This window comes from Herminiimonas arsenitoxidans, assembly GCF_900130075.1.
Taxonomy (GTDB): Bacteria; Pseudomonadota; Gammaproteobacteria; order Burkholderiales; family Burkholderiaceae_D; genus Oxalicibacterium; species Oxalicibacterium arsenitoxidans.
Map to the genome: position 1 here is coordinate 1,041,594 of NZ_LT671418.1, position 17,060 is coordinate 1,058,653.

The window sequence follows — 17,060 nt, forward strand, 5'->3', positions numbered from 1 at the left end:
TCCCGGCCCATCAAAGTAATTACTGCAATATTTGAGCCCGTGGCCCGTCAGCCACGATCTTGCCGTCATTAATGACGATAATGCGATCCATCTGGCGCAACAGCACTGGACTGTGTGTCGCCACAACCAATGTGCGATTCGCGGCAAACGCGACCAATCTTTCGATAATCTTGTTTTCTGTCACTTGATCGATACCGGTTGTCGGCTCATCCAGTAACAAGACGCTAGGCATGCCAGCTACCGCACGCGCCAGCGCAACCATTTGCCGCTGGCCGCCAGACAGATTGCCCGGCGCAGTGATCATCTGATCCAGACGTAACTGCCCGCCGCCCAACAAATCGTCCAGACAAGACACATGCAATACGGTCTGATAAATTCCCGTACTGATGGTGTTATCAACAAAGATATTGGAAGCCAACGTGCCATCGAATAAAAACGGATCCTGCGGCTTGTAGGCAATCGAACGCATGCGCACCGCTTCCGGATAAGCATTGACAGAAATACCATCCATCAATACCTGTCCATCATCAGCATGATGGACGCCTGCCAGGCAACGCAGCAATGTCGATTTGCCGGAACCTGAACGTCCGACCAAACCAACTTTTTCACCCGGATTGATCACGAATGAAATCTGCTTCAGCATCGCCGGCTCAGAAGGTTTGATACTGAAGCTCAGATTGGAAACTTGAATTTTTCCTTGTATCTGCTGGCGATCTACTTCATTCGTTGTCTTGGCGTTCGGTCCTTCGACAAACAACTCTTCAAAGGATGCCCTAGCCTGCTTGAACGCATCAATACGTCCCACTACCAACGCAACCGAAGACAACATCGATGCCGCGCGGCCAGCCAGCATTGATGATGCAATCAAGGCACCGACTGTCAGCGAATTAGCTTCCACCAGATACACGCCGACAACCATCGTTCCTATCGTGATCAAGGTATAACCGCTGGATGAAATCGTATAACCCACGGTCGACCAGAATCGACTTTTTGCCTGCGTCACGGCCGATTGCTCCGCATCTTTTGCAAATAAATCAATCACGCGTTTTTGCAGTGCTGATGTTTTAAGCGTTTCAATACCAAATACCAAACCGGCAAGCTTGTCGGTCTTGGCTGCGCCCACACCCATGCCTATACGTGCATAGTCATTTGCTGGAATCTTGCACAGCAACTGCGCGCCCACCAGCAATAGCCCACCAACCAGCACGACCCAAACAATAGAACCGCCGATCAAACCGATCGCCAGCAAATACAAAAGAAGAAATGGAAAATCGATAATGATCAGCATGTAATTCGATGACAGCAGATCACGCGCACCGGTGATATCACGATACTTGGCCAGCACGACACCAACCGGCCACGACACACGCGCTGCCAGCAATTTCTTGACGACCGCCTGGTCAAACTCGATATCGAACTTGCCTGCGAGCTGCTCAATATAAAACGTGCGGATCACGCGCAAAACGAATTCCAGCACGATGAACAACAACATACCCAGCGTCAACGCCCACAAGGTATCTGGAATGTGGTTACCAATCACCTTGTCGTACACAAGACGCGAATAAAGCGGCAACAACAAACCGAATATATTGATCAGAAATCCGGCAACCACGATCTCCACCAGTCGTTTGCCGTATGCACGCAGCAGCGTCACATACATCGGATCGCGGGTAATTCCTTCGAAAGTGTCGTGCAAAACACCGACGCCGACAGCGGCGGGAGCACCGGTGTCGGCTGACTGCGCGGCGGCAGTTGGAAGGTCGGGTATCTTGCTCATGACTGGATATTTCCTGCTTATTTGTTATCTGTACGCGTAGCGAGTTCGCGCATTGCTTCGCGCAGTTCGAGACGTAAATCCTTGATCATTGTTTGACGTCCATTACGCATCTCTTCGATGATGGTTTGCGACATCACGTTTTGGCGTACCAATGCTTCACTAATATTTGCCAGTGCTTGCGGGATCGCATCGAGACCTTTGATACGTTCGTTCTGCGTGGCCATGTGTTTGGCCAAATCAATCTGTAGCTGGCGCGCAGCCAAGGCATCACGCGTAATGTTGCTGGAGTTCTCACCAATGACCGTGCCAAGCTGACCGAGACGTGTCGCCACCGTCGAATGAATTTCTGCCTGATGCTGAATCGCATTCAACTCGTCGCCCATACGGATGGAAACCTGTGACAGCAAACCAGGCAATTGCGCAATGTGCTGTGCGGACTTCTCATGCACGCTGGCCAGATCGGCTTGTTGACTTTGCAGCGAAGACAAAGCTGATGACAGTGCAGTCTGCCCGCTTTGCATGGTGCCGACGATTTGCGGCAACACATCGAAGCTGCGCAGCGCGATATCGCCATTGACGCTTAAACGTTCGCTCAACAGTGACAAGCTTTGCGTAATGTCCTCTGTCGATGCCAGCTTCTGATTGATCATCTGACCAAGGTTGCGGATTTCTTCCAGCGTCTGCTGGCCGACTTCATGCATGCGTGGTCCGAATGAAACCAACTGCCGCATGTTCTTCGATTCATCGATGCTGTCCTGAAACAGTCGCGCCACCGTCGCAAGACGTTCATTCATTGCTTCCAGTTTCACACCTGCTTGCAAGGAAGCGTCTGAACTGTTGCGCGAAGTCAGTACCGATTCACGCTGCAAGACCATCAAGTCATGCAGGAATTCCGTGAGGAAAGATTCGGAAATACCTTGGCGTTGCGATGCGCCCGGGCCGGACATTTCATGCACAACGTGCTGCACCATATCGCTGATGCATTGACGCGCAGCAACCACCAGACGTTTACCCGCACCGCGCAAACAAACCAGCGTCAAGCCCAGTGTCAACGATCCGATCAAGCCGAACATCGATGCACTAAACGCCGTCCCCATACTGGCCAATGGCTTATTCAAATCGGCCACCAGATGCGCAAACGATGCATCCATGTCGCTACCTTGGCTGGCCTTGCCGAATCCATTAATCAGGTCTGCAGTACTGACCAAGGTTTCCAACAGACCGATAAACGTACCCAACAAACCCAGCGCAATCATGAAGCCAGTCAGATATTGCGGGAACTCCATCCGTGCCTCCAGATGGGTATGCAATTCGGCCAGCGAACGTTCGATAGTTTCCTGCTCGATACGCGTAGTCAAGCGCCCTTTGGTATTGGCCACACTGACCAGCACCTTGGCAATCTCCGTACCTTCGAATGTCGGATCCAATACCAAATCTTCCAGCGATTCACCAGCAGATGCGCGCGCATAGAATAATTTCAGCTTGTTGTATTCCCAATTGACCTTGTAGATGTCGTAAATGATCAGGGCAACACCAAATACCGCCACCCCGATGATGAACAAATTCAATACAGGATTGATATGAATCGCGTGAAGAACGAAGTCCTTGAAAAGGATGCCGCCCGCCAGCAAAACGAGGGAAGGAATCATCGCAAGAAGGTAGTATTTGCGTAGCGTTTTCATGGTGCGGAATATTCCGATCGGGTAATTGAAATTAACATTGCTGCTATCAGGATAATTTTCGTTCTCATCGTGGCTCGCGCAGAGCAGTCTGCGTGAAACGATTCAACGGTGACATCAGGTATTGCCATACTGTGCGACGGCCAACGACGATATCGGCAGTTGCCGTCATACCAGGCATGAGCGGTGTGCCGTTGTCAGCATTTTTAAGATGTTCCATGTCGCGGGTGACTTCGATCTTGACGCGATAGTGACGCTCGCCACGCTCTTCCGGCACCGTATCGGCGCTGATCTCGGTGACCACGCCTTGCATCGAACCGTAGACGCCATAGTCATACGCTGTCACTTTGACGCGCGCCGGTTTACCTATCGCCAATTCAGCACGGTCAGTTGGATTGACGTTGGCTTCAACCACAACCTTGTCATCGATCGGTGTCATTTCCAGTATCGGATCGCCCGGCTTGACGACACCACCTACCGTATTAACGAAGATGCGATTGACTACGCCATCCATAGGCGCTTTGACTTCCGAACGCAGTACACGATCATTGCGTGACTTCATCTCTTCCGACAAACGCGCAAGTTCAGTTTCTGCAGTCGTTAAATCGGCACGCGCTTCCGCACGAAAGCGCGACACACCATCCGCCACCTTGGCCTGCGCTTCAGAGATCGCAGCACGCAGACGCGGAATCATCGCGCTAGTCGCATTCAAGCGGCTGCGTACATCCTGTGCTTTCGACTGCGCCTGAATGTCTTCCAGTTGAGATGCCGCACTTTTGACATACATCGCATGCACCAATTGATATTGCTGTTGCGCGAGGTTGTATTCATCAGTCAAACTTTTTTGACGGCTAGTCGTTTCACTTAACTCAGCCTGACGTTGCGTGCTTTGTTCACGCAAGATATTCAATTCACCATTCAACTTCGACTGACGCGCTATGAACGCAGCCTGCTCACTTTGTACCGCTGCTGCATCCAGCGGTATATCGGCAGGCAAGCTTAACTGCGTTGCGCCATTCGCTTCCGCTGTCAGTCGCGCGACACGTGTACGCAAACCAAGTAGCTTGACTCTGCCTTCGCCTTGATCCGAGCTGGCGCGCACGTCTTTGATCGTGATCAGTATTTGATCCTTCCGTACCGCTGCGCCTTCGCGCACAGCTATCGTCGAGACAATGCCACCTTCCAGATGTTGAATGATTTGATTATGGTCAGAAGGAACAATGCGTCCCTGCCCACGCACAACCATATCGATAGGTGCGAAGTAGGCCCAAATCACCAACAAGAACAAAATAAGCAGCAGCCATAGCACGAACAGTTTTGGCCCTGGCATCTCGCGATGCATTTCCAAACCTCTATCCAGCAAAGGCACGGCCTTGCGCGTCGCAGTTTCTGCGCGCTGAAGGCTGGTCTTGATAAAGCTGGCTAGTCGAGGAAATTTCATTTTGCGGATGCGGAATATTGAATCACTACGGTGGAGTCGCTTTCCGCACTTTCATTGCCTGGCACAACACGACTGACGACACTGGTAGGCGCAACACCAAGATCGATCAGGTAATTGCGAACTGCGATCGTGCGGTAATAAGCACGACGACGGCCTTCGGTATAGGCAAGTGAACCAACTACACCGGTAATGACCAACTTGCCTTGGCGTGATTTGATCTTGTCAGTCCAGCCTTTGATATTGGCATCCAGCGTTTTGGTAGCGTCGTTGTTTAGCTCGACGCCATCTTTATCGAAACGCAATGTAATCGCATCGGTACGACCATCGATCTTGATCCCGGCCAAGGTATCGACTGCAGTCGAGGTGCGCGTCTTCTCAATCTGGATGGCATTCGTCGGCGCACCTTCGTCGCTACGCAAACTGCCGGCGGCTGATGTGCTTGTACTGTTCAGCTTCGCTTGTAGCAAAGCTACCTGCCCTTTTAATGCGGCGATTTCTTTTATCTGCTCCTGACTCTCCAGCTTAAAGCGCGCAACATCAGGATTTTTACCGTCATCGAGACGACTGATATTCGGTTGGTTCTTCGATGGCGTAGCAACCTGCTCCTGCAATTCCTTCTTTTCCATGAACTTCACGGCTTTGAATTGCGCAAGCTTCTGCGAGTAGTAGAACAGTGTCACCACAAAAACGACGACGACGAAAATCATCACCAACACGACATTGGATAACGCATCGACGAATCCGGGCCAGAAATTCTGTTCCTTTCCACCTTCCATCTTTCCCCCAAGGTTACGGCATTAAGGCTGCTGCATGCCTTCCACGAAGGAAGAGGCACGACCGGTATTACGCAAAATTTGATAGCTGATATCTGCCTGCAAAAACAGCAACTGCGCCAGATCAACACGCGATAGATACGCTTGTTGATACGCATCAAGTACGTCAAGCAATTGCTTGTTACCCGTCGTCAGCTGCTCGAGAAATACGTCAGCGACACCGGCATTGGTTTGATACGCCTGACGTGCAATGACTATTCGTTTTCTAACCGCATCGAGCGTGCGGTAATTGATCTCTATCTGTTCCTTGAGCTTGCGCTCGATATCGGATGCGGTATTCGACTTCTCGACAAACTTGCTGCCGATTTGCTTTTGATAGTAGTAGTCCGAACCGCCATTCAACAGATTCATGTTCATGACCAACATGTAGCGTCTGTCCGTGGTCAGTATGCCGCCACCGCCAGCGTTATCCGTTCTGGCTTGCGTAACTTCAACTGACAGGTTGGGTGAGAAACGTGAACGTGCCGATTTCAATTCCTCGTTCGCTGCTGCTGCGTCTTGCCGAGCAGCTCGCACTGCTGGATTGTTTTCATAGATAAGCGACAGAGCCTGCTTGGACGTCACCGGAACAATCGGCATCATCTTTGATGGAATGCCAAGTTGCTGTGAACGTACACCAGTCAATTGCACGAGCGTGATCATTGCGCTCTCCAGCACACCTTGCGCCTCGATCATGGCCGACTGTGCCGTCAACGCACGACCACGTACACGTTCGAAATCAACCTTGCTCGCACCACCGCCCTGCAGCCGCTTGTTCATGTAATCCTGCAAGGTATCCATGCGTTCGGCGTAACTGCGTGCGAACGTCAGCGCTACATAGCTACGCAGCAAATCGTAGTAGGCCTTGATCGTCTGGTAGTACAAGGCTTCACGCGCATCTTCTTTGCGGAAGTCTGCAGCATCGGCTAACGTCGCCTGCTTGCGATATTCAAAATAGGAACCCGGATTGAAAATCGGTTGGCGGATGATGACGCTGTTGTCCCAACGAATATGTGTATCGCTGGCCACTGCTCTACCAGTACTCAAATCTGTGTACGCACCAGGCGCTGAATACTCGCGACCACGCTGTCCACGTAAATCAATCGTCGGCCCCATTTGTCCCAACGCCGCTTTTTTGCCATACACCGCGCCCTCAGCTTGCGCACTCGCCGCGGCGTAGCTGTAACTGTTCTGCAATGTGCGCGCCAGAGCCTCTTCAAGCGACAGCATGTTTTGCAAACGCCCATCTCCTGCCCCCACAATATCTTCCGGCAAGGCGACTGATGCACTCGCAAATGCCTTGTCGGATTGACGCAGCAATTGAATGATTTCATCATCCTTCGCCAAATCCGTCGCCTGATTCTCTGAAGCTTTTGCAGCATTACCGTTATTACGCGACTTCACTGGCTTCGGCTCATCGGAAGGCAGTCGCAATGCAGGAGGTGCCGGCGCTACATCAGCGCTCGGTGTCGGAGTAAGGCGTTGTACGTCTTGAGAAAATGGTTGCTCGCGCGATGGGGAGCGGAATAGATTTGCATCATTCAACGCGGTTGAAAGTTGCAGCGGCTCTGCAAATACCAGTTGCGAACTAATGAAAAGTTGAAGACCGGTGAGCAATCTAAATTTGAATGTACTTGTCATCTCTAACAACTGGCCGATCAATTCCGCCAACCGGCGATTGTGCTGCAAAAAGGTGCATCCAATGCAATCTCATGCATGTTGCTCTAAATAAGTTCCAAATGTGACAAAAGGTAAAATCACTTCCTGCTCTTACAAGTAAGCATTATATGGGAACATGCCTGAGAGAATGCTTGCCGTACGATAAAGAAGTTGTAGGCGAACAACGATAAATTGCTCAGATTTGCTTAGATAAGCTATTGATTTAACAATTAAATTTGCAATACGTGATATATCGACAACTCGAATTTACAATTCAATATCACCAGCAAATCAAGTTAGCCTTGCAATGCAGCAAATAGAGAAGATAAAGCAGTCGCAGAACGCGAAGAAGGATTTAACAATTGCACGATTCAAAGAAATATTTGATGCAATTGCGCAATTTGCAGCCTTTTATTTCCTTGTAGAAATATTAATTTCCACAAGGAAATTTAATCAGCCTTTTTCTGAAAATCAGGCCGTTATTTTTCGTCTAAACATCCAGGTTTTTTCATCCGACAAGGCATGATCGAAGGCATAACCATCAACATTGAACGACTTTAGTGCATCAGGATTAACGATACCTTCTGTTGCCGCATAACGTGCCATCAAACCGCGCGCCCGTTTGGCATAGAAAGAAATCACCTTGTATTGCCCATTCTTCCAATCCTGAAAAACAGGCGTGATCACCGGCGCATTCAACAATTTGGGCTTCACAACCTTGAAGTACTCTTCCGATGCCAGATTGATCAAGGCCTCCGATTGATGTTCGGCCATACGCTGATTCAAGGTATGCGTGACGACATCGCCCCAGAATGCATATAAATCCTTGCCGACGGGATTAGCCAGTCGGGTCCCCATCTCCAGGCGATACGGCTGCATCAAATCAAGCGGTCGCAATACACCGTACAAGCCGGATAAAATGCGGATGTGCGATTGGGCATAAGCGAGATGTTGCGCGTTCAAGCTCGCAGCATCCAAGCCTTCATACACATCGCCATTAAATGCCAGCATCGCCTGCTTGGAATTTTTCAGCGTAAATTTAGGCGACCATTCCGCAAAACGATTAGCATTCAGGGTCGCGAGAGGATCGGATATGCGCATCAAACTGGCAATCTGATCCGGCGACGACTGTCGCAAGATGGCGATCAATTCTGCGGATCGCTTGATGAAATCAGGTTTACTGCTGATATCCGTATGGGCGGGCGTGTCGTAATCAAGGGTTTTGGCAGGCGATAAAACAATAAGCATTTCTACATCCGGGCAAGAATAATTTTGACAATGATACCGAAGCGCATCGTACTCGACACAAACGTCTGTCTGGATCTGTTTGTATTTCGTGATCCACGCTGGACGCTGCTGCATGACGCGCTGAGAAGCGGACAAGTGCAAGCCATCACACGTGACGATTGTCGCATGGAGTGGAGCATCGTTTTAAGCTATCCACATTTGAAGTTAGACGAAGCAGACCGCATGCGCGTCTCGGCAGAATTTGATACCTTGATACATTGCTATCCCATAGCTGAAGTCAATGCAGAGGCAGCCAAACTGCCTGTGTGCAAAGACAAGGATGACCAAAAATTCCTTGAACTATCCCGTGATGAAAAAGCGGATGTGCTGATCACAAAAGACAAGGCACTTCTGAAATGCGCCAGAAAAACGCGTCGTGACGGCTTGTTCGCTATCATGACACCGGAAGCATGGATGCTTGAAATGTCGGCAACACCTCAAGCAGTTGAATAACTTGTACCTTCACACAATCGACACCGCATGCCTACTCTCAACAATCCTGCAAACGATGTGTCCTTATTCGATACGCCATCGATAGCAAGCAAACTGCCGCAAGTAGGCACGACTATTTTTACTTTAATGTCAGCGCTCGCCGCAGAGAAGAAGGCTGTCAATCTAGGCCAAGGATTTCCGGATTTCGACTGCGATCCGGCATTGCTCGACGCAGTAACGCTTGCGATGAAAAACGGTTTCAATCAGTATCCACCCATGACGGGCGTACCAGCTCTGCGTGAAGCCATTGCACTGAAAATAGAATCGATCTACGGACATCGTTACAACCCGCAAAGCGAGATCACGATTACCGCAGGTGCCACACAAGCATTACTGACCAGCATCCTTTGCTGCGTCCGTACCGGCGATGAAGTCATCGTGATCGAACCCGCTTTCGACAGCTACTTGCCGGCCATCGCACTCGCTGGCGGCAAAGCCGTTTGCGTACAAATGGAAGTTGATGAAAGCGGCTATGCAGTGCCATGGGACAAAGTCGCAGCAGCCATCACTAACAAAACACGCCTGATTCTGATCAACTCGCCGCACAATCCTACCGGTTCCATATTGCGTGCAAGCGATTTGCAGAAGCTGGCAGATATCGTCCGCGGCACTGACATTTTATTGTTGTCAGATGAAGTTTACGAACACATGGTGTACGACGGCATGCAACATGAATCCGTATGCCGACACCCTGAACTGGCCGCACGCACCTTCGTCGTATCCAGCTTCGGAAAAACCTATCACGTCACAGGATGGAAAATCGGCTATGTCGCAGCGCCTGCTGAATTGATGAAAGAGTTCCACAAAGTTCATCAATTCAGTCTCTTCTCGGTCAATACGCCTATGCAGCACGCAATTGCAGCTTACATGGCAAATCCGCAGCCTTACCTGACCTTGCCGACGTTCTACCAACGCAAGCGTGATCTGTTCCGCGATGGTCTGGCAAACACGCGTTTCAAATTATTGCCGGCAGACGGCACCTATTTTCAATGTGTCGATTACCGCGCGATTTCAGATTTACCAGAGAATGATTTTGCACAATGGCTGACTGCCGAAATCGGCGTAGCAGCCATACCCGTATCTGCCTTCTATAACGAGCCTAAGAATTCCGGCATCGTACGTTTTTGTTTTGCGAAGAAGGAAGAAACACTGAAGACAGCACTAGAACGGCTGTCCAAAATATGAAGATGCACCTGCCTAACAACTAGGCAGGCACATAGAATCAGCGTGGCAGCTGTTTCAATTTCTGATCAACGAAGGCTTGCAACTCTGCGGATAAGGTTCCCGTTTCTCGCGCACGGGTAAATGCTTCTCTCGCTTCCGGCGTACGATTATCTGCCTGCAGTGAAATACCCAACCCCATCCACCACAAACCGTTTTGTGGCGCTCTGCGAACAGCAGATAGATATTGCTCAACGGCCTCCTTATGCCGCCCTTCACGCTGTAATACCGCTGCTAAAAATGCCAAGTACTCAGGACGATCGCCTGCGTAGGGCAAAGTACGTTGCAAGGTAGTGATCGCGAGTTGTTGATCACCTTTTTCCACCTGCAAGCGAGCAAGTATCATTGCAAAGCCGGCCTGTTTCGAATCGAGATTCAAGCCTTCTTGCGCACGTCTTGCCGCCTCGTCTTGCCGCTTATTACTTAATAACAAAGCAATCAATGTCTGGCGTGCTCCAGCATTTTGCGCATCGGCTTGCAAGGCCTGCTCCAATAGAACAATCGCTTCTGATACACGACCTTGCTGCACCAAACCGGTCGCCTTGCGGTAATCGTTTTCTGCACGTTGTTGTGGCGTCAGTTCCTTGACATGCTTGTCTAAAGTGAGCGGCGTTTCGGGCAATGCTGCTTTATTGGATGTAGACAATGAAGGGCTATCTGCTACAGATACATTTGAGCGTATATTTTCATCCGTTTGTTTTTTTGCCAGATTTGGCTTGACCGTAACTGGAGAAGCAATAACAGGTTTAACGCTCACCTTTTGGTCATCGTTCTTCTCGATCGATACATCAGCAGCTGCTTTATCCGTAACAACAGGAGCAATCGTGACCGGAACCACATCAATAACTGCAGGCACCGTAGGAGTTAGCGTCACAATGGCTTCTGGCATCGCTATAGGTGTTGACGATGTTGTCAAACCTGGAGCGATCTTCAATGACAATTGCGGCGCCATAACAGGCTTTACAAGCGATGCAGGCCACAACCACAAGCATATAAGCAAACCGATCAACAACACCGCCAATATCGCAGCTAGCAGCCAGGCTATATGCACTTTCTTTTCCTGTGGAGCCGCCCTAACCTGGCCCGACATACCACCAATCGCCACGCCATCGGCATGCCGCTGCTCCAAATCCTGCAACATCTGATTAATAATACTCATTGCAAATAAGCCCAAACCACACCCACCAGGGCGATCAAAAGTCCGCCAGCAAGCAAGAGTATCCATGGCCGCAAACTACTACGCGCGGCTTCCGTATCTTTTGCTGCGGCACGAATATGGGGTACATGCACTTGTTGTCGACCCTCACCAAAAGCCAGCATCAATGCTTTGTGCGCCAGAATATTTACTAAACGGGGAATACCGCTACTGGCTGTATGCAAGACACGAATCGCATCCTTCGTCAGCAAACGACTACCAGAAAAACCGGCGATCTTCAGACGATGCATGACATAAAAATCTACATCGTCTCTGGACAAAGGACTGAGGCGATAATGGAAAGTAATCCTTTGCGCCAACTGCCTAATCTCATCCTGCTGCAATTTGGCATCTAACTCAGGCTGACCGAACAAGACAATTTGCAGTAATTTGCGTTTTTCCGTTTCGAGATTGGTCAACAAGCGTAACGCCTCAAGACTTTCCAATGGCATCGCTTGTGCCTCGTCAAGACATAAAATCACACGTTTTCCATCGCGCGCCAACACGAGCAAACGGTAATTGATTGCCTTCAATAATTGATGCTGATCGACTTCTTTATCAAGCTCGATTTCCAACTCATCTGCCAACGCTAGCATCAAGCTACGCGGTTCAAGATAAGGATTCGGAATATAGGCAGTAACAAAACTATCGTCCAAGGTCGCCAAAAATTTACGACACAAGAGTGTTTTACCAGTGCCTACTTCGCCGGTAATTTTAATGAAACCTTCACCGTTTTTTGCTGCGATCAACAAGGTGTTCAACGCTTGCTGATAATTTGGGCAAGCGAAAAAATAACTTGTATCGGGTGTGATACCAAAAGGCAATTCACGCAAACCAAAATGATGCTTGTACATTGCGTGCCGTTACTCTTGCGCTCTGCCGCGTGGTGCCATTGTTTGAATACGATCTTGCGCATCCAGAATATCTCGCGACCAGCTACTTTCATTATGAATAATCGTTGGTTTCAACAAGATAACCAGCTCACGTTTTTGTGTCGCCTGATTTGTATTACGAAACAGATTACCCAACACTGGCACATCACCGGCACCTGGCAATTGGGAACGATCGGATGAGGTTCCTTGTCGCATCAAGCCACCCAGTGCAATGATGTTACCGTCTTGCGCACGAACCACACTATCAGTTTCTGATGTACTGCTTTTCGCCAGAGGCAAAGTCAATACGCCGCCACTGGTACCCAGATTGATGACTTTTTCCGACGTTTGCACATCACTGACTGACGGATGGATGTGTAAGATAATATTTCCTTGATCATCAATCTGCGGTGTCACATCAAGTACGACTCCTGAGAAAAATGGTTGCAAAGTCACGTTTGGTGTCGAGGTTGTTCCTGTTACGGATGTATTGATATTGCTACTGACGTTCGTCACGAAAAACTCATCCGTACCGACCTTGAGAACTGCCTTTTGATTATTCAATGTTGCAATGCGTGGGCTGGACAACACATGTACATTTCCTTGTGTTTCCAGGAATGAAATCAACCCTGCAAAATTTTTAGTCTGCAATGCGAGACCGAACATGCTACCCAGATTCGATACACCTGAGACCAAATCTTGTCCTGGTACGGCCTGCAATGCCCCTCCTGAATAGGTTCTTCCCGCCGAATCAATGCTGGATACGCCTGTGGCAAGCGAACCGTTAGTTTGCAATACCGTACCAGGGGTAACCGAACCACCAGAGATACGAGTGCTTCCCGTTCTGAAAACAGACCAGTTCACACCAGTTTGAAAACCATCATTCAATTCAACTTCAAGAATCTTTGCTTCCAGAATCACCTGACGATCAACTGACAACTGTGTCGCTTTGAGATACGCAGCAACGCTGCGCAATTCATCCGGCATCGCCTTGATCACAACGACCCCCGATTGCGGACTAATGACAACGCTGCGCCCATCTTTGCCACTGTCAACGATGGCATCCAGTGCAAGTTTCAACTCCGCCCAGAAATCGCTGGTAGAAGTTGTACTAATTCTGCTGCTTTCCAGTGCAGCGAGGTTAGTACCTGAATTATTGGCAGGCGCATTATTTTGCTGATTCGAGTTGTTCAGGTTGTTATTGTTATTATTGTTTTGTCCATTACCTTGCACACTGACCGAACCAGAAATCACACGTGTAGATGATGTACCTTTACGATTCCCAGTCAGATAGTTGACTTGAAAAACACTTGTTTGCATCGTCAGCGGTTTAATGATGATGCGAGATCCTTCAACCTTATAGTCGTAACCGTATAGTTCACGAATCGCATCCAGCGCCTCGAATAAGGTTACATCTTTCAGGTTGGCAGAGATCGTCCCGCTTACATTCGGATGAACCAACATGTTATAGCGCGTTCCAATCACGATCGAATTGAAGAACTGACTGGCCTGTACATTATTGAAGGCCAGGCTGAAACGCTCTTCAAGTGGCTGCCGTGCTTTCGGCATTTCGATATTAATTGGTGGCAAAAGTGCAGCGGAAACCGCATCTTGTTTTGCCGGCTGCACGCTTGCCTGAGCTGCTTTGCTCATTTCGGCATTCATCAGATCGTAGGTCTCCCGTTTGGATGTCGGTGCTGCACATCCAGCGACAGAAATAACCAATATTACTAATAGAAATTTACGCACGCTTACCTACCTCTTCACTTCCGGTTATCGGGATTTTTACGATTATGACCAGGCGTTAAGCGTTTCCCTATATTAGGGAATAGCTTTAACGTTTGAAATTCGCTGCCATTGCGCAACATCACTTCACTTTCAGTAATTTTTACCAAGGTCGCACCATTAAATTTCTCACCTAATTTAACGGTATGATCACTAATGATCGCAACCTTATGGGTTGGTGAAATGAATACCGACTGCAAAACAGGCCCACTACCAGCACCGGCCAACGCATCAGGCTGTGTCAAATTACTGGGCGGTCGCGTCGGATCTTGCAACTGTTGTGCCAAAGCAGGCAAACATACAAGGGCACCAAACAATACAATCAATGGCCGTTTCATAGATTGAGCCATTTCTTATCCAAGCTTAATGTGAATAACGTCAAGGTCAGCGTCGCACTCGGATACTCATCCACCACTAACTCTGCACTACCCCAGAATATTTGCCACGGCATACTTTCCAGAGACTTCATATAGTTCAGCATGTCCATGTAGTTGCCTTGGACTTTTAGTTCGACCGTATGCTTGTAGACCGTCTTCACGGCATCGGACTCTTCATCTACAGGCAATATCGATGCAATTTCAGTCGCTTTCTTTTCTTCCGCCTCGGCGACTTCATTCAACTTTTTTACGGGCAATGTTTTCAAAGACAGTAACAACAGCTTGTCATTTTTTTTCAGTACGCTTTCGAGCAAATCAGCCATCCGGTTCGGCGAAACCAGACCTTTTTGCATATCGCCCAAAGCATCGTTCATTTGCTGTGCACGCTGCTGCAATTCCTGCATACGCTCGCGGATGTCGCGATTTGGATCGTTTTCCTGCGCCTTTACTCTTTGTTGAATCTGATTTTGGATATCAGCGATCTGAGCCTGTTGCTCTTTGATTTGCTGCGACAACTTGCTCTGTTTTGCATACTGCGGATCAAGCAAAGCCGCATTAATCAATAGGACGAAAATCAGCACCGCGATTGCAAAAATGATTGCACGCTCGCGCAAGGTTAAGGCATCAATCCTCAATGCCAGTTTTTGCCATGATTGCTTCATTTTCCGCCCCCTGCAGCCTTACGCAATTGCTCCTGCAAGCTAAAAGCAGGCAAGGCTGTATTCGTCGCCTCCTCAACTGAATCTTTTTTCACCTTTACATTGGAAGAATGCAGATTGAAATTGATATAGGCAGCTGATATTGGCTGTTTCCCGCTTGAGTCCACCGATTTTTCGACTCTCGGCAACTCCATCTCCAGTGAGGAAAAAGATGCCCCTTGCATCACCGGCTCTGACTTCAGACGAGTTAAATAAATTGGTACTAGCTCAGGGCGCAAAGTACTGCCCTCTAGAGAAATTGCACTGCCCGCTCCATGGATTGTAAAACTGGTCAGCCATACACCATCGATAATCTGTCGTGCAAAAGCACGTAAATATTCTGCATAGCCATCGGTATTACCCAACTCCCCTTTTCGTAAAACATCCGACACTTGCTGTAAAGATCTCACCTGTGCTTCTGCTCGTTGCAATCGCGCCTCTAGACGCATGTCTTTTTCTTTTGGCACATAATCTGCCGTCACTTTCGCCAATTGGTTCTGCGCCAGTTGCAACTGCGCTGTTACCGATTTCTGTTCCGCCTGCAAGGACGATAATTGATAGGCCGTATAAACTGTCAATAAAATAGCCGCCAGCAAGATGGCACCCAATGCCTGCACCATCGTCAACGCAGAAAAATGCTTTTCCTGCTTAAGGAAAATTGGATTGAAGAGATTAATCTGTTGACTCATAGTGCAACCGTTTCATGCCGTAATGCTGCACCCAGCACCATGAAATAGCGTTGCTGCATTTCAAGCGCTCTCAACTCGGAGGCACTTCTAAAATCGAGTATGGCTTCAAGATTCAAGGTTTCAATCGGGATATACAAATTTTCAGCCAAGTACGGGACCAAACCTGACGCTTTTTCAGCCAATGGAGCCAGCATCATTTTGGACAAAGTTATAAAGTGATACTGCCGTTCGAAATGATCCAGCGAACGCTGTAGTTCCAGCGTTACACGCTCATAACAAGATTGTTTTTGCTCATCATCTTCTTGCATCAATTGCTCAGACGTGACATCGATACGTCTCGACAAATAAAGCTCACCTGCATAAGTCACTGTTAACAAGCCGCCTTCTGCATTAAACGACAATAATGCCAAGCCACGTCCCTCAGTCTCCAGCAAGGCAGCTATGTTGCGCTGTGCCATTTCTGGAATATCAATAATGCGCAACGACATTTTTGCATCGCTAAAGAGCGTCTGCCTTTGTTCTATTAATTGGTTACGCGCAGCAACCGCATACATTAGATGACTGCGATTTCCCGCGTTTTTATCCAGCGGTACATCAAGTACATCGATCGTTGCATCATCAATATGAAAATCCAGCATATCCTTCAAACGCCAGCGAATAGCCGTCTTCAACTCATCAGCAGGAACGTTGGGCGCCTCAACTGACAGTAGTTGATACTCGTTAGCCGCCATCAGATTGATACAGTGAAAACGCTCAGCGCGTAACTCCTTGCCCAACTTTTCCAACACGAGTGGAATCGTCGATCCAGCCAACGCAAAAAATGCCGCAAATTCCACCAAAGGCTTGGTAGAAGGCGAACGTTTTATGTGAGATACACTAATGCCATCTGGCTGTATACATACAACCATCCAGTCAGTGATTTTCCTTTTTTTGCCGAACCAATTCATACTGAAATTCTCGTCTAAAACCTGCGTGAACTTAGGGGATTAACCCATTGATGTCAATCAGTTTTCCGGTTCTTTACACCATAAAACAAAAGCCAAAACGATTAACAACGTATTTGTGAACTTTAGTTA

The 17,060-nt window shown here is 48.7% G+C and carries 15 protein-coding genes; 2 read left to right on the forward strand and 13 right to left on the reverse strand.

Translation table 11 applies throughout. The annotated features are described in order from the left end of the window. Positions 1–19: 19 nt before the first annotated feature. The 6 genes from BQ6873_RS04850 to yaaA all read right to left on the reverse strand — a co-directional run bounded on the left by BQ6873_RS04850 (position 20) and on the right by yaaA (position 8,616). Positions 20–1,777 (reverse strand): peptidase domain-containing ABC transporter, encoded by a 1,758-nt coding sequence (locus tag BQ6873_RS04850; protein WP_076591641.1) that lies wholly within the window; start codon positions 1,775–1,777, stop codon positions 20–22. A gap of 17 nt (positions 1,778–1,794) precedes the next feature. Further along, positions 1,795–3,459, reverse strand: a complete 1,665-nt coding sequence (locus tag BQ6873_RS04855; RefSeq protein WP_076591642.1) for a biopolymer transporter ExbB — start codon at positions 3,457–3,459, stop codon at positions 1,795–1,797. A 64-nt stretch (positions 3,460–3,523) separates the two neighbouring features. Beyond that, positions 3,524–4,897: an HlyD family type I secretion periplasmic adaptor subunit gene (locus BQ6873_RS04860; protein WP_076591643.1), complete on the reverse strand. Its 1,374-nt coding sequence runs from the start codon at positions 4,895–4,897 to the stop codon at positions 3,524–3,526. After that, the gene (locus tag BQ6873_RS04865; RefSeq protein ID WP_076591644.1) at positions 4,894–5,673 is read right to left on the reverse strand and encodes an OmpA family protein; all 780 of its coding nucleotides are present in this window, start codon (positions 5,671–5,673) and stop codon (positions 4,894–4,896) included. The genes BQ6873_RS04860 and BQ6873_RS04865 overlap by 4 nt, the downstream gene beginning before the upstream one ends. A 21-nt stretch (positions 5,674–5,694) precedes the next feature. Next, on the reverse strand, positions 5,695–7,350 hold the full coding sequence (locus BQ6873_RS04870) for a TolC family protein (RefSeq protein WP_076593945.1): 1,656 nt from the start codon (positions 7,348–7,350) through the stop codon (positions 5,695–5,697). Positions 7,351–7,839: 489 nt separating this feature from the next. Then, positions 7,840–8,616 (reverse strand): peroxide stress protein YaaA, encoded by a 777-nt coding sequence (gene yaaA / locus BQ6873_RS04875; protein ID WP_076591645.1) that lies wholly within the window; start codon positions 8,614–8,616, stop codon positions 7,840–7,842. A 30-nt stretch (positions 8,617–8,646) separates the two neighbouring features. Here yaaA and BQ6873_RS04880 point away from each other — a divergent pair, with 30 nt between their 5' ends. Together BQ6873_RS04880 and BQ6873_RS04885 are read left to right on the forward strand one after the other, a co-directional pair. Continuing rightward, a complete protein-coding gene (locus tag BQ6873_RS04880) occupies positions 8,647–9,108 on the forward strand; it encodes a putative toxin-antitoxin system toxin component, PIN family (protein WP_076591646.1) in 462 nt (153 codons plus the stop codon). A gap of 27 nt (positions 9,109–9,135) precedes the next feature. After that, positions 9,136–10,332 (forward strand): pyridoxal phosphate-dependent aminotransferase, encoded by a 1,197-nt coding sequence (locus BQ6873_RS04885; RefSeq protein ID WP_076591647.1) that lies wholly within the window; start codon positions 9,136–9,138, stop codon positions 10,330–10,332. Between the two features lie 37 nt (positions 10,333–10,369). Here BQ6873_RS04885 and BQ6873_RS04890 read toward each other — a convergent pair whose 3' ends face one another. From BQ6873_RS04890 to BQ6873_RS04920, 7 genes are read right to left on the reverse strand one after another with little or no spacing between them, the layout of a single operon-like run. Continuing rightward, positions 10,370–11,527, reverse strand: a complete 1,158-nt coding sequence (locus tag BQ6873_RS04890) for a tetratricopeptide repeat protein (RefSeq protein WP_157889118.1) — start codon at positions 11,525–11,527, stop codon at positions 10,370–10,372. Next, positions 11,524–12,417 carry an ExeA family protein gene (locus BQ6873_RS04895; protein ID WP_076591649.1) on the reverse strand — a complete coding sequence of 298 codons (894 nt, stop codon included), beginning with the start codon at positions 12,415–12,417 and terminating at the stop codon, positions 11,524–11,526. The genes BQ6873_RS04890 and BQ6873_RS04895 overlap by 4 nt, the downstream gene beginning before the upstream one ends. Positions 12,418–12,426: 9 nt before the next feature. After that, positions 12,427–14,184, reverse strand: a complete 1,758-nt coding sequence (gene mshL, locus BQ6873_RS04900; protein ID WP_076591650.1) for a pilus (MSHA type) biogenesis protein MshL — start codon at positions 14,182–14,184, stop codon at positions 12,427–12,429. Between the two features lie 14 nt (positions 14,185–14,198). After that, complete coding sequence (locus BQ6873_RS04905) at positions 14,199–14,570, reverse strand: MSHA biogenesis protein MshK (RefSeq protein ID WP_231949282.1); 372 nt, start codon at positions 14,568–14,570, stop codon at positions 14,199–14,201. After that, positions 14,555–15,259 carry an MSHA biogenesis protein MshJ gene (locus tag BQ6873_RS04910; RefSeq protein ID WP_076591652.1) on the reverse strand — a complete coding sequence of 235 codons (705 nt, stop codon included), beginning with the start codon at positions 15,257–15,259 and terminating at the stop codon, positions 14,555–14,557. The genes BQ6873_RS04905 and BQ6873_RS04910 overlap by 16 nt, the downstream gene beginning before the upstream one ends. After that, positions 15,256–15,984 carry a PilN domain-containing protein gene (locus BQ6873_RS04915; protein WP_157889119.1) on the reverse strand — a complete coding sequence of 243 codons (729 nt, stop codon included), beginning with the start codon at positions 15,982–15,984 and terminating at the stop codon, positions 15,256–15,258. Before BQ6873_RS04915 ends, BQ6873_RS04910 begins: the two co-directional genes overlap by 4 nt. Beyond that, a complete protein-coding gene (locus BQ6873_RS04920) occupies positions 15,981–16,931 on the reverse strand; it encodes a type IV pilus biogenesis protein PilM (protein WP_076591653.1) in 951 nt (316 codons plus the stop codon). Before BQ6873_RS04920 ends, BQ6873_RS04915 begins: the two co-directional genes overlap by 4 nt. Positions 16,932–17,060 lie beyond the last annotated feature (129 nt).

Coding starts and splice junctions, on each gene's coding strand:
- BQ6873_RS04890 (WP_157889118.1), bottom strand. CDS start 11,527: ATGAGTATTATTAATCAGATGTTGCAGGATTTGGAGCAGCGGCATGCC.
- BQ6873_RS04920 (WP_076591653.1), bottom strand. CDS start 16,931: ATGAATTGGTTCGGCAAAAAAAGGAAAATCACTGACTGGATGGTTGTA.
- BQ6873_RS04855 (WP_076591642.1), bottom strand. CDS start 3,459: ATGAAAACGCTACGCAAATACTACCTTCTTGCGATGATTCCTTCCCTC.
- BQ6873_RS04905 (WP_231949282.1), bottom strand. CDS start 14,570: ATGGCTCAATCTATGAAACGGCCATTGATTGTATTGTTTGGTGCCCTT.
- BQ6873_RS04895 (WP_076591649.1), bottom strand. CDS start 12,417: ATGTACAAGCATCATTTTGGTTTGCGTGAATTGCCTTTTGGTATCACA.
- BQ6873_RS04885 (WP_076591647.1), top strand. CDS start 9,136: ATGCCTACTCTCAACAATCCTGCAAACGATGTGTCCTTATTCGATACG.
- BQ6873_RS04860 (WP_076591643.1), bottom strand. CDS start 4,897: ATGAAATTTCCTCGACTAGCCAGCTTTATCAAGACCAGCCTTCAGCGC.
- BQ6873_RS04870 (WP_076593945.1), bottom strand. CDS start 7,350: ATGACAAGTACATTCAAATTTAGATTGCTCACCGGTCTTCAACTTTTC.
- BQ6873_RS04880 (WP_076591646.1), top strand. CDS start 8,647: ATGATACCGAAGCGCATCGTACTCGACACAAACGTCTGTCTGGATCTG.
- BQ6873_RS04865 (WP_076591644.1), bottom strand. CDS start 5,673: ATGGAAGGTGGAAAGGAACAGAATTTCTGGCCCGGATTCGTCGATGCG.
- BQ6873_RS04850 (WP_076591641.1), bottom strand. CDS start 1,777: ATGAGCAAGATACCCGACCTTCCAACTGCCGCCGCGCAGTCAGCCGAC.
- BQ6873_RS04910 (WP_076591652.1), bottom strand. CDS start 15,259: ATGAAGCAATCATGGCAAAAACTGGCATTGAGGATTGATGCCTTAACC.
- yaaA (WP_076591645.1), bottom strand. CDS start 8,616: ATGCTTATTGTTTTATCGCCTGCCAAAACCCTTGATTACGACACGCCC.
- BQ6873_RS04915 (WP_157889119.1), bottom strand. CDS start 15,984: ATGAGTCAACAGATTAATCTCTTCAATCCAATTTTCCTTAAGCAGGAA.